Here is a 12,169-nt window from a genome sequence, read left to right as displayed (position 1 = left end):
ACCAGGTGTGCCCGGCTTGCAGCGACTAGAGCGGGTAGCTGACCCCGGTCATCTTCTCCGACTCCTCCCACAGCCGGCGCCACAGTCGCTGATCCTGGGACAGCTTGTTCGACGGGCACGGCCCCATCGGGCCGCGGGACTGGTTCAGCTTGGTGGGACCCCAGTAGATGTCCGGGTCGGCGTCGGGAACGGTCGCGGCGAACAGGGTCGACTCGGCGCCCCGCTCCGGCGGCTGGCCGACCAGCGGCAGGCCGTACTTGGCGATCAACCCGACGATGGTCTTGTCGTTGTCGAACAGGTCGGTGGTCGACACCCCGGGGTGCACGCCGTAGGAGCGCACCGGCGAGCCGGCCGCAACCAGGCGCCGCTGCAGCTCGCGGGCGAACATCAGGTTGGCCAGCTTGGACTGGGCGTAGGCGAGGTTGCGCTGGTAGGGGCGGTGCTCATAGTTGAGGTCGTCGACCCAGAACTTGGGGGTCTGCTTGTGCGCGATGCTCGACACCGTCACCACCCGGTCACTGATCCGGTCCAACAGCAGGCCGGTCAGCGCGAAGTGTCCCAAATGGTTGACGCCGAACTGCGTTTCGAAGCCGTCCACGGTGCGCCGCATCGGGATGTTCATGATTCCGGCGTTGTTGACCAGCACGTCGAAGCCGCCCTGCTGCGCGGCGAAGTCGCGCACCGAGGCCAGGCTGCCCAGGTCCAGCGCCGCCACCGTGACGTCACCGTCGATGCCGTCGGCGATCTCCTGGGCTTTGGCGGTGTTGCGACACGCCATCACCACGCTGGCGCCCTTGGCGGCCAGGGTGCGGGTGACGACCTCACCCAGGCCGCCGTTGGCGCCGGTCACCACGAAAGTGCGGCCGGACTGATCGGGGGTGTCCGCGATTCTGAAAGACATGCTGGTCACGGTACCTGCCGCTGGACTAGGCGGTGCCCGCACCGTCTTCGGCGACCAACACCGCGCCGCGGTGGGTGATCACGTGGCGTTGCCCGGCCCCGGCGGTCTCCAAGTAGTCGGCACGCAAGGTGACCCGAATACCGCCAGGAATACGCGGAATCACCAGCTGCACCGACCGGCCGGGCGCCTCATGCAGCACCGCCACCGGGGGAAGGCGCAGCACCCGGTGCAGGTCGCGGTCGGTGTGGCCGTCGAGGATGCCGGCGGCACGAACGCTGCCGTGGATCACCCATTCCAGGTTGGCGTCCAGAGCCCGAGTCCGTTCCATCGACAGCGGGGAAGCCGGCGGGATAAGAAGGCTGATCAGGGGTATCGGGTGCCGGTGAGCGAATGCCACGTCGCGCGCGGCCCAGCCCCTGGCGTCGCGCAGTGAACGTAGTGCACCCCGTTCAATCAGCGCCGCAACGACTTTCGTCGGTGCGCCGTGACGGGCTGCCTGGTGCAGCGGAGAAACCCAGTCGGTGCTGCCGGGCCGCCACTGGTTGGCGCTGAGCGCCGGGTCGGCATCAAGCAGATCGAACAACGCCGGCCAGTCGCCGGCCTCGGCCGCGTCTGCCATTTTGTGCCCGGCTGTGACGGTCTCCTCCGACATCAGTGAAGGTTCCAGCACACCGGGCCAAGCTATAGGGGGTTCGTCCATGCCCGGAACCGTAGCGCGGGGGTCTGACAGCTGCCCTCGGGCGAGGTTGGGCGACAAAGGTTGTCGGTGCCTGCCGATAGATTCCTCACACGAGAAACACCGAGCGGGAGGCAACAATGTCGGACTCTGCAGACAGACCGTCGGTCGTCACGCGCGTGCTGCTGCTCGGTGACCGTGAGACTGTCGATCACCGCGCCGATCTGGCTACCGATGCCGCCCGGCAGCACTGCGTGGTTATCGATGCGTTCGGCTTCGAGGAGGGGGCGGCCGGTGGTACCGACGACTTGACCGAGGTCGACGCGGTGGTCGCCGCGCTGGGCCGCGCGATCGGCGGCCGGATGGATGTCTGGGTGCCGTTTCCCGGCCCGGATTTCATCCGCGAGCAGCACCTGCGGCGGATCAGCCTGGTACTGCAACGGCATGGGTTGAACCTGCGGCTGACCCGGGAACTGTTCGAGGCGCCTACCGAGGGTGGGATGAACGAGATCGATTTCGCGCTGCGCCGGGAGGTCCGGGCCGTCGACGACCTCGATCAGGCGGCGCTGGCTGCCGAGGGTGCCGAGAGTCTGAGCCGGGAGATCGAGCTGGCGCTCAGAGCGGCCCGCGGTCCCCAGACGGTGCGGCGCATCCCGTCCGGCGCCAACAGGGCGGGCCGGCACCCGGGGCCCCCGGTCCTGCCCTCGCCCTCGGTGCCGTGGCCGGAACGCAAGGAGCACCTGGAGCGCTACGTGCGCTGGCTGGTCGACGGATGCGGTGTCACCCAGGCGGCCACGGCGCGGGTGCTCAACTCGGCCGGGCAGCGCACGCCGACTGGCCGGCCCTGGAAGCCTGGCACGGTGTCAAAGCTGCTCAACGGCAAGTACGACGGCCCGCGGCGTCCCGGTGACTTCAGGCCCGATGCGGTAGCTGGGTGACGACAACGGGCGGGATGACGGCCAGGGGATGGTGGCCATTGCGACGATGAAACCGCTTGGGCCGCAGTGCTTCGACAGTCGGGTAGCTCATATGGTGTCCACCAGCGACAAAAAAATCAGTGCCCATGGCAACCCGCCGGCCGCCAGGGCCAGACCGGACCCGCCCACGGCCAGCCCCAGGCCGCGCCGGCGCGGTGACTCTGAACGCAAGATTATTGCGGCGATCAGCAGCGACGCGGCGGTTGTGATGGCGACCGTGGCGGCAAGCATGATGCGATAGCCGGCATGGCTGTCTATCGGCAAGTGGCCCAGTAGCCATCCGACGCCGAACGCCCCTGCAAACACGATCTGGACGACGATCGGCGCTGATCGAGTGGCCGTTCGCCAGACCTCGTTGTCCTGAACGAGAATTCGTGCCCTCAGTCGATTGAGCATGGCCGAGTCCTCTCAGTGCAGATGCTGCAGTAGCTGGTAGATCACGGTGGCGGGGATGACGGTGGCGGCGATGGTCAGGGGAGTTGCGAGGTATCCGATGAGGATCCCGCGCCCGACCTGGCTCGCGGTGTCGGGCAGTTCCCGCATGAATAGTCCGGTCGGTACCACCACTACCGTTGCGAGCACAAAGAAGAAGATGCTGGCGAACCAGAAGGGCAGCCAAGCCCACGTCGCGGTCTCGACGATCGCGATGGTCGCCAGCGTGGCGAGGAAGCCGCGGGGTCCGTAGCGGGCTGTTGGGTTGGTGGTGGCCATGACGGCTCCTTCGACGGCGCTTAGCTGATTGGTCTCGACGAGACGGATGGCGGCGCATAGACCGGCCCGAAATCACGAGCCGCCGCGTCGTCGAACGCGGCGAACCGAGAACTGCCGACACCGACCTCGTGGTGGATCGGCAGATTGGTGACCGGGCCCAGCCAGGTATTACCCGAGTGCGCCGGATCGATCAACACCGTGTGGGTACTGCCATTCGGCAGATCCTGGTAGACCTCCAGCGACGGATAATTGGTACGGGTCCCGTCGATGTAGACGCCGTCGTGTCCCGGGGTGAACACCAGATCGCCGTTGACGCTGAGCCGATTGTCACGCAGTGGTCCTTGCGCGTCCGTCGTGAAGCCGGGCACCAGCGGGTTCCCCGCGTCGTACTTGATGCGCACCGATCCATCCGGGGCTTGCCAGATGCTGCCCTGGGGCACACCGACTGCCACTTTGCCAGGGCCGCCGCTGCCGTTGAGTTCAACCGAGGGGTTCTGTCGCATCACCACGATGCCGTTCTCGTAGTCGATGTAGGTGGTGACCTTGGTGTCCTCGGGATCAAAGCGCGCATCGGGTCCACGATTGTTGCCGAAGTCGCGAGAAAAGAAGCCGCTCTTGACATCGCGCTGCGGGATCCACTGCGACGCGCGCACCACGCCCTGTCCGGGCACCGGATCTATCCGGGCCACCCGGATCTCGGATTGCACCCCCTGGAATTTCGGGTCGTACGTCTCCGGATCCAGGGCGGCCGCAGTCGCCCAGTCCGAGGTCGATATCGGGTCGCGGCCGAAGGACTCCCGGAAGGCATCGATCTGATTGAGCCGGCGCTCATCGGCGGTTGCCGGCGACCGTTTGTGTGTCACGTAGTCGACGGTTTGGACGCCGCGCCTGCGAGGGTCCTCGGCCACGTAACCGCCGCCCAGCGAGTGCACTGCCTGCGCACGGGCGTGGCTGTCCACGACGGTGTCGGCGATCACCTGATGAATGTCGCGGGTCTTGGCGGTCAGGAACCGCTGGAACTGCCGGGCTCCCGCGGGTGTGTTCAACGCCGACGCGCGATTGTGGGCTAACGCCTCGCGGATCTCGGCCTCGATGCCGTCGAGTCGTGTGCGACCCCGCAGGGCCACCTGCGTGGCACCGCGCACCGTCGCCAGGAAAGCCCGGTCGGCCTGGGTGGATCTCTGCAGTCGCCGCGCCAGGACATCCTCGCGTGCTCGCGCGGCATCGGCGTGGGCGCCGAGTTCCTCGGGCATACCCGCGACGCTAGTTCAGCGACGGCGATTCCGGTATTCACCCGAGGCCGCGTCTTGAGCGTCAGTCCTTGAAGTACACCAGCTGATGCGTGCTGGCCAGCAGCCGGCCCGCCCGCGACCACAGGTGCGCGCTTTGATCGAAGTAGCCGCGTGAAAATCGATTGGCGTGCGCGCTGGCCAGCAGGAAATCGCTTCCGAGCGAATCAATTTCGCCCTGGTCGGCGTGAAAATAGGTGGTCAGCGAGATGGTGCCGGCCGGCAGGAACCGGCCGCTGCGCAAGAACACCCGAGGGAAGAACACGTCCGACAGGCACGCCAACGCCGCGAAGTCCAGCGGCCGGTCCTCGGCGTCGCGCACCCACAATGTGGTGGTCGACGATGCGCTGGGCGCTACGGCCCTGAGTGGCACCGGGCCGTCGGTGAAGCGCATGTCGTAGCGCTTGGCCCAGACGATGGCATCGACGAACCGGCCGGGGGCGACGTCCTCGGGAGCGGGCGTGCTCGGCGGGTGGCTTTCGTCGTCGGCCCAGGTGTCGCGATGCAGGCCGAACAGCGCGGTCGCGGTGGTTCTGACCTCGTCGCCCTGGCGCAGCTCGAGCACCCAATGCTGGTTACTACGGTTGGTCCGGGCGGCGCGCACGCAGATGTCGAACTCGCCGTCGGCGATCGGCGCGGCGAAGTTGACGGACAGCGCCAGCGGATCGCCGATGCGCTCGGGGTGCGATTCGACCGCGCGCAGCAACACCGCCGCGGTGATCCCGCCGAACGGCCCGACCATGTTGGCCCACTCCGGCTGGGTCACACCACGAAAAGTCCCGGCGTCGACGGTCTCGAGCTGCATGGCACGGTCGAAGGGGTGCGAGGAGGCGGTCACGGAGATCCTTCGGGTGGGTGGAACGACATCGGTCACGCTATCGCGGTGACCACCCAGGTGCGGCCCGGGAACTGCACCACACCGTCGACCCGCTGCCGGCGCAGCTCGTCACGCAGCTCCTCGACCACGCCGGCCCAGCCGTCGGCACCCAGCCTGGTCTCTAGTTCGGCACGGGCCTGCCGCCCGGTGCGGTTGGCCAGGATCAACGCCAGCCGTTCTTCGACGCCATCGCTACCGTCGATCCCGAAGTTGCAGACCCCGTCGAACGCTTCCAGCGCGACGTCGGTCCAGCCCGCGTCGGTCAGAACGGCTCGCACCCGCTCGGGATTGCCGAAGGCCAGCGGGCCGGGCGTCGTGGGTTCCAGCGCAGCCGGAGGAGTCTCCAACTTGGCGGCCAGGACGTCGATGCCCGCGGTGAACATCGGATTGTCGCCGTCGCGCCAGCACACGAACGCCAGCCGGGAGCTCGGAGCCGCCGCGCGGCGGATGTTGGTGAATGCGGCCACCGGATCGTCGAAGAACATCACCCCGAACCGGGAGACGACCCGGTCGAACGAGGACCCGTCCGCGGCTGCGCGCAGGTCGATGGTCTGGGCGTCGCCGAGTATCACGGTGGCCGCCGGTACCCGCCGGCGCGCCGCCTGTGCCATCGGCTCGGAGATGTCCACGCCGAACGGAACGGCGCCCAGGGTCGCCGCGCGGTGCAGCAAGGTGCCCGAGCCGCAGCCGATGTCGAGCACCCGCTCACCAGCAGTGATGCCGGCGGCCTGCAGGACCGCGTCGGCGAACGGTGCCAGCACCGCCTCGAAGATCGCTGCGTTGTCCACCCAGTCGATACCCTGGGCCGCCCAGGCCTGCTGCTGTTCCTCGTTCGCCATGCCCTCAGGGTAGGGGCCGAAAGTCGGGGTGGACGCCGCGCGGCCCATGATGTTGGTCTAGGTCAACACCCCGGCGAAGGAATCCCACATGGCCGACGCTCCGCTGCGTGACGATCACCTCGAGCTGCTGCGTCGTCGCGCGCTGACCGAGGACACCGCCCGCCCGCAGGCAGTGCAACGCCGGCACGCCGCCGGGGGCCGTACGGCCCGCGAGAACATCGCCGACCTGGTCGACCCCGGCACCTTCGTGGAGTACGGGCGGTTCGCGATCGCAGCCCAACGCGCTCGCCGTGACATCGACGACCTCATTGCCAACACCCCCGGCGACGGCCTGCTGGGGGGAACGGCCACCATCAACGGCGCACTGTTTGGACCCGAACGCGGCGCCTGCGCCGTGTTGTCCTACGACTACACCGTCTTGGCGGGAACGCAGGGCGCGGTCGGCCACTTCAAGAAGGACCGTCTGTTCGAGCTCATCGAACGGATGCGCCTGCCCACCGTCTTCTTTGCCGAGGGCGGCGGTGGCCGGCCCGGTGACACCGATTATCCGACGGTGTCGTCACTCGACGTTCCGGCTTTCGCTTTGTGGGCCAAGCTGTCCGGTCTGGTGCCGCGTATCGCGGTGGTCAAAGGCCGCTGCTTCGCCGGCAACGCGGTGATCGCCGGCGTCTCGGATCTGATCATCGCGACCGCGGACACCTCGATCGGCATGGCGGGCCCGGCGATGATCGCCGGCGGCGGACTGGGCCACGTCGCACCCGATGACGTGGGCCCGTTGTCGGTGCAGGCACCCAACGGCGTCGTCGACGTGGTGGTGGCCGATGAAGCCGAGGCCGTCGCGGTGACCAAGCAAGTCCTCGGCTACTTCCAAGGCGCTACCGCCCCCGGCGTGGTGGCAGACCAGAACGCCTTGCGCAGCATGATCCCCGAGCGGGCACGGCGCGCCTACCCGCTCAAGCCGATCATCGAGACCATCGCCGACGTTGACTCGGTGACGTTCCTGCGGGAGAAGTTCGCGCCCGAGATGGTCACCGCCCTGGCTCGTATCGACGGCCGGCCGCTCGGGATCATCGGCAACAACACCATGGTGATGGCCGGGGCCATCACCGCTGCCGCCTCCGACAAGGCCGCACGTTTCCTGCAGTTATGCGACGCCTTCGGGCTGCCCATCGTGTCGCTGGTCGACTGCCCCGGCTATATGGTCGGTCCTGCCGCTGAAGCAGAAGCGCTGGTGCGAAGGGCTTCTCGGCTGTTGGTGGCCGGCGCGGCGCTGCGCGTGCCGCTGATCGCGGTCATCCTGCGGCGCGGCTACGGCTTGGGCGCCCAGGCCATGATGGGCGGCAGTCTCCACGAACCGCTGCTGACCGTCGCCTGGCCGGGCGCGCATCTGGGGCCGATGGGACTCGAAGGTGCGGTCCGGCTGGGGCTGCGTAAGGAACTCGACGCCATCGCCGATCCCGATGAGCGCGAGGAACGCGTCCGCCACGCCACCGCCATCGCACAGGAGAATGCCAAAGCGCTCAACGCCGCAACTCTTTTCGAGATCGATGATGTCATCGACCCCGCGGAGACGCGCGGCTTGATCATCGCCACCCTGGCGGCGTCCGCCGGGTTCGGCCGCGACCTGCCACCGCGGAGGTTCGTCGACACGTTCTAAAGAGCCGCGCCGTTGTGTGGCATCCGACGCATTTCGGCACACCCCGAACCAGACAAGGTGATTCGCATGACCATCGACCTGCCCTACATCGATGAGCACACGCTGCGGATAGACGCGCCGCGCACCGTGGTGTGGAGCGCCCTGCGGCGCTATGTCGAGGCCATGTTGGCCGCCAACGAACGCAATCCACTGCTCGCGCCGCTCGGGTTGCATCCCCGCGCCGGCTTCGAAGTGGCCGAAAGTGTTGAGCTGCAACGTCTTGAACTTGCCGGGCAGCATCGCTTCTCGCGCTACCGGCTGGTGTTCGAACTCACCGACGACCAGGCGGACGCAACGCGCATCCACGCCCACAGCTACGGAACCTTCCCCGGACTTCACGGCGGCATCTATCGCGCCCTGGTCATCGGGACGCGGCTGCACGTCGTCGCGACGAACCATTTGTTGCGGGAAATTCGCGCGGTGGCAACCCGCTAGCGGTGGCGTGTCACGCAGCCGAGCGCAGATCCCGATCACCGCTGGCCGGCAGCGGCGCCGGCCGGTTCCGCTCTGGCGCCCACCCGACATAGGTCAGATACAGCCCGATCAGTGCGAACAGCACGTAGGCGGCGCGCGCCCAGCCCTCGGCGCGCATCGCAATGTTTGCCGTCGACATCCCGGCGTCGGGAAACACGCTCAGTGCGAACCCTTTGATCGCGGTGATCCAGCCCGTCACCGACACGAAGATCGCCGCCGCGCCGCGCCAATATGGGTGAAATGCCACCACGACCAGGCCGACCAATAGCGTGAACGCCCCGGCCACCCACAACAACAACGGGTCGGTCCCGTAGTCCGAGACTCGTTCCCACACCTGCGGCGCGCGAAATATCGCGGTCGAAGTGAGGATTAGCAGGAACGGACCGATCACCCGGGCGAACATCCGCGTGCGGGCCGAAGATTGTTCTGACACACTCATCGCGCTGCCCTCCTGGACCTGGTTTCACCAGGTTACGAGCATTGGGTGGCCGCCGCCAGCACCGCTGCGGCCGTGTCAGCTGCCGGTGGAGGTGTCCAAAGTCAGCTCCCAGGCCGACAGCCACGGAGCGATGGTCTGGGCGATCGAGAAGGGGTGCGGGTCTTCGCACTTGGGCTCGGAGTAGGTGCCGTCGGACACCGCGATATAGATGCCGACCGCCTCGGCGGAGCCGTCTTCGCGCAGTCGGTAGACGGGCCCGCCGGAGTCTCCGCAGGTGCCGCCGGCTTCAAACCGGACCTTGTTGGCCTCGCTGGCCACTACCGGCCCGCACAGTGACCCGCCGCTGCGTATTCCGTAGTGACACAGCACATCACCGACCGACACATATTCGGCTAGCCCGACCACCGGATGCCCATCGATGACCGACGTCAAGGGAATCTTGCCCGGATCTTCCAGGGTGATCAGTCCGATGTCGTAGTCATCCCAGTTGCTGCCATCGTTGACGGTCTCGGTGAAGGTGCCGATGGTGCGATAGGCGAACGCGCCACCGTGACGGATCACCACCTGCCCCGGGCCGCCGCCCGGGTTGCAGTGCCCGGCCACCAGGAGCCCGGGCCGGCCGTCGCGGGTCTGCACCAGGAATCCGGTGGTGCAGCTGATAGCGGCTTGGTCGTCGGCGGGGGAGACGTTGATGCCGATACCGGGCCCGATCGCGTGCGCCATCGGGACCGGCACCACGGGGCGCGCCGGATGGGTGCGATTCACGTGGTACAGGCCGATGAAGATCGCGGCGACGACGACAACGGTCCCGATCCGCCAGGCCGCCGTCGTCAGCATCTCCCAGCGGCGCCGTCCCGTCACCGTGGCAACGGTAGCGGTCGCCGCCCAGGTGCGGATACGGCGGCTGCGACCGGGAACCCGCGAAAGCCCCCGTTGCGTAGGCTGGCCAGATGGCGTCTCCGATACTGACCGCCGACTTTGCCCGCGAGTTGCCCGAACTGGCGCAGCCCTGGCAGGCCGCCACTCCACCGGAGCCGAAGCTGCTGGTGCTCAACGAGAACCTGGCCGCCGAACTGGGCTTGGATCCGGCCTGGCTGAAAAGCTCTGACGGTCTAAACCTGTTGACCGGTACCGACGTTCCTGACGGCGCCACCCCGGTAGCCCAGGCCTATGCCGGACACCAATTCGGCAACTACGTGCCCCTGCTCGGCGACGGCCGCGCCCTGCTGCTCGGCGAACTCAACGGCGAGCACCGGCGCGACATCCACCTCAAAGGTTCCGGGCCGACTCCGTTCGCCCGCGGCGGCGACGGTTTGGCCGTGGTCGGGCCGATGCTGCGCGAATACGTCATCAGTGAAGCCATGCACGCGCTGGGGATTCCCACCACCCGGTCTTTGGCCGTGGTCGCCACCGGAGCCCAGGTGCAACGCGAGGCCCCGGTGCCCGGGGCGGTACTGACCCGGGTGGCCGCCAGCCACCTGCGGGTCGGCAGCTTCCAGCTGGTCGCCCAGCAGGCTGGCGCCACCGGTGACCTGGGGTTGCTGCGCCGGTTGGCCGACTACGCGATCGCCCGGCATCACCCCGGCGCCGCGCAGGCCGAAAACCCTTACCTCGCACTGTTTCAAGCGGTCGTCGAAGCTCAGGCCTCGCTGATCGCCCGCTGGATGCTGGCCGGATTCGTACACGGAGTGATGAACACCGACAACATGACCATCTCCGGGGAGACCATCGACTACGGGCCGTGCGCCTTCATGGAGGCCTACGACCCGGCGACGGTGTTCAGCTCCATCGACCACGCTGGGCGCTACGCCTACGGCAACCAGCCGTTGGTCGCGCAGTGGAACCTGGCCCGCTTCGCCGAGGCCATCCTGCCGCTGCTGGCCGCCACCGAGGAGCTGGCGCTGTCGGTGGCGGTGGAGACCCTGGAAGGTTTCATGCCGCGCTATCACGGCCTGTGGTCGGCGGGGATGCTGGCGAAATTCGGGTTGTCCGCCAGTGTGGAGGCCGCCGCGCTGATCGACCAGGCGTTGGCGCTCATGACCGACAACCAGGTGGACTACACCTCGTTCTTCCGGCAGCTCGCGGCGGCCGGGCGCGGGGACACCGACGCGCTGCCCGCGGTGTTCGGCGACTGGCTGGTCCGCTGGCGGGCCCTGCAGCCTGATGTCGACGCGATGGACCAGGTCAATCCGGTCTACATCGCGCGCAATCACCTGGTGGAACACGCGTTGACGGCGGCGATGCGCGGCGATCTCTCGCCGGTGGAAAAGCTGTTGGACGTGATCGCCGAGCCCTACCGGCAGCGCGATGGCTTGGCGGCATACGCCGCTCCGGCACCGCCGGAGTTCGGGGCCTACCGCACCTTCTGCGGGACCTGACGGCTCCGGTCAGCCGCCCGATGCGCGCCATGATGCGACGCCACGTGCGGGGTCCGCAGTCCCGGCGGCGCGGCATGGCGGCCCCTTGATCCGCCGTTCTCACTGATCTCGAAACGCCGCGCCAGCCGTGCCAGCGGACGAGGTGCCCACCAGTTCCACCTGCCCATCAGGTGCATGAACGCCGGCACCAACACCATCCGGATCAGCGTGGCATCGGCCAGCACCGCCAAGGTCAGACCGAGGCCGAGCATGCGCATGAACGACACCTGGGCGGCGATCAGCGCCGCGAACGAGATCGACATGATCAGTGCCGCTGCGGTGATCACCCGGGCGGTATGCGCCAAGCCCTGCGACACACTCTCGTCGTTGTCGGCGCGGGTGCGCCCCGAAGCCAGCCAGTACTCCCGGATCCGCGACACCAAAAACACCTCGTAGTCCATCGACAGCCCGAACGAGATGCAGAACAGCAACACCGGCACGTTGGCGACCAACATTCCGGTGGGAGTCGTGCCCAGCGCTCCCAGATTCCCGTCCTGGAATATCCAGACCAGCGCCCCGAACGCGGCGGCCAGCGACAACACATTGAGGATCAGCGCCTTGATCGGCAACACCAGACTTCCGGTCAGCAGGAACAGCAGCCCGAAGGTGATGACGGCGATCAGCCCCAGCACCTGTGGCAGCCGGTCGGTGATCGCGGTGACGCTGTCGCGGTTGATCTGTGCCAGCCCGCCCATCTGCACCGTCCGCTGACCGGGTGGCGGCACCTGATGCAGCCGATCGAGCTGGGTTTCGGAACGCTGCGAAAACAGCGGGGCGGTGCTGGCCACGGTCAGCAGCACGGTGTCGTCCTTGATTCCGGTGGCCGCCGAGGGATCGCCCACCCGGTCGCCGCCGACCTGTCTCTTATACACA

14 protein-coding genes are annotated in these 12,169 nt (G+C 67.8%); 4 read left to right on the top strand and 10 right to left on the bottom strand.

The genetic code is table 11. The annotated features are described in order from the left end of the window. Positions 1-25: 25 nt before the first annotated feature. The gene (locus LI94_RS04645) at positions 26-901 is read right to left on the bottom strand and encodes an oxidoreductase (protein ID WP_024442624.1); all 876 of its coding nucleotides are present in this window, start codon (positions 899-901) and stop codon (positions 26-28) included. A 25-nt stretch (positions 902-926) separates the two neighbouring features. Continuing rightward, complete coding sequence (locus LI94_RS04640) at positions 927-1,601, bottom strand: ankyrin repeat domain-containing protein (RefSeq protein ID WP_046300436.1); 675 nt, start codon at positions 1,599-1,601, stop codon at positions 927-929. A 116-nt stretch (positions 1,602-1,717) separates the two neighbouring features. On the opposite strand from LI94_RS04640, the gene LI94_RS04635 reads away from it, so the two are divergent. After that, positions 1,718-2,515, top strand: a complete 798-nt coding sequence (locus LI94_RS04635) for a hypothetical protein (RefSeq protein WP_046300435.1) — start codon at positions 1,718-1,720, stop codon at positions 2,513-2,515. A gap of 87 nt (positions 2,516-2,602) precedes the next feature. On the opposite strand, the gene LI94_RS04630 is transcribed toward LI94_RS04635, so the two are convergent. The 5 genes from LI94_RS04630 to LI94_RS04610 all read right to left on the bottom strand — a co-directional run bounded on the left by LI94_RS04630 (position 2,603) and on the right by LI94_RS04610 (position 6,270). Next, positions 2,603-2,950, bottom strand: coding sequence for a hypothetical protein (locus LI94_RS04630; protein ID WP_024442627.1), 348 nt, complete (start codon positions 2,948-2,950; stop codon positions 2,603-2,605). Positions 2,951-2,962: 12 nt separating this feature from the next. Then, entirely contained in the window at positions 2,963-3,265 is a 303-nt protein-coding gene (locus LI94_RS04625) for a hypothetical protein (RefSeq protein ID WP_024442628.1), read from the bottom strand. A 20-nt stretch (positions 3,266-3,285) separates the two neighbouring features. Beyond that, positions 3,286-4,518 (bottom strand): DUF4226 domain-containing protein, encoded by a 1,233-nt coding sequence (locus LI94_RS04620; protein ID WP_052739862.1) that lies wholly within the window; start codon positions 4,516-4,518, stop codon positions 3,286-3,288. Positions 4,519-4,579: 61 nt separating this feature from the next. Then, a complete protein-coding gene (locus tag LI94_RS04615) occupies positions 4,580-5,359 on the bottom strand; it encodes a thioesterase family protein (protein ID WP_046300457.1) in 780 nt (259 codons plus the stop codon). Positions 5,360-5,424: 65 nt separating this feature from the next. After that, a complete protein-coding gene (locus LI94_RS04610; protein ID WP_046300456.1) occupies positions 5,425-6,270 on the bottom strand; it encodes a class I SAM-dependent methyltransferase in 846 nt (281 codons plus the stop codon). 88 nt (positions 6,271-6,358) lie between these two features. Between LI94_RS04610 and LI94_RS04605 the strand changes: the two genes are divergently transcribed. Together LI94_RS04605 and LI94_RS04600 are read left to right on the top strand one after the other, a co-directional pair. Then, positions 6,359-7,927, top strand: coding sequence for a carboxyl transferase domain-containing protein (locus tag LI94_RS04605; protein ID WP_046300434.1), 1,569 nt, complete (start codon positions 6,359-6,361; stop codon positions 7,925-7,927). Between the two features lie 66 nt (positions 7,928-7,993). Then, on the top strand, positions 7,994-8,401 hold the full coding sequence (locus tag LI94_RS04600) for a hypothetical protein (protein WP_046300433.1): 408 nt from the start codon (positions 7,994-7,996) through the stop codon (positions 8,399-8,401). Between the two features lie 10 nt (positions 8,402-8,411). Here LI94_RS04600 and LI94_RS04595 read toward each other — a convergent pair whose 3' ends face one another. Beyond that, positions 8,412-8,879, bottom strand: a complete 468-nt coding sequence (locus LI94_RS04595; protein ID WP_046300432.1) for a hypothetical protein — start codon at positions 8,877-8,879, stop codon at positions 8,412-8,414. Positions 8,880-8,954: 75 nt separating this feature from the next. Continuing rightward, positions 8,955-9,740: a S1 family peptidase gene (locus LI94_RS04590; protein WP_239651152.1), complete on the bottom strand. Its 786-nt coding sequence runs from the start codon at positions 9,738-9,740 to the stop codon at positions 8,955-8,957. An 89-nt stretch (positions 9,741-9,829) separates the two neighbouring features. On the opposite strand from LI94_RS04590, the gene LI94_RS04585 reads away from it, so the two are divergent. Next, positions 9,830-11,257, top strand: a complete 1,428-nt coding sequence (locus LI94_RS04585; protein WP_046300430.1) for a YdiU family protein — start codon at positions 9,830-9,832, stop codon at positions 11,255-11,257. Here LI94_RS04585 and LI94_RS04580 read toward each other — a convergent pair. Beyond that, on the bottom strand, positions 11,233-12,169 hold a 937-nt coding region (locus tag LI94_RS04580; RefSeq protein WP_046300429.1), incomplete at its 5' end, for an MMPL family transporter. The two genes, LI94_RS04585 and LI94_RS04580, sit on opposite strands and share 25 nt — an antisense overlap.

The sequence above is a fragment of the Mycobacterium sp. UM_Kg27 genome (assembly GCF_000972905.1).
Taxonomy (GTDB): Bacteria; Actinomycetota; Actinomycetes; order Mycobacteriales; family Mycobacteriaceae; genus Mycobacterium.
This window is presented reverse-complemented; position numbering and strand designations above follow the sequence as displayed.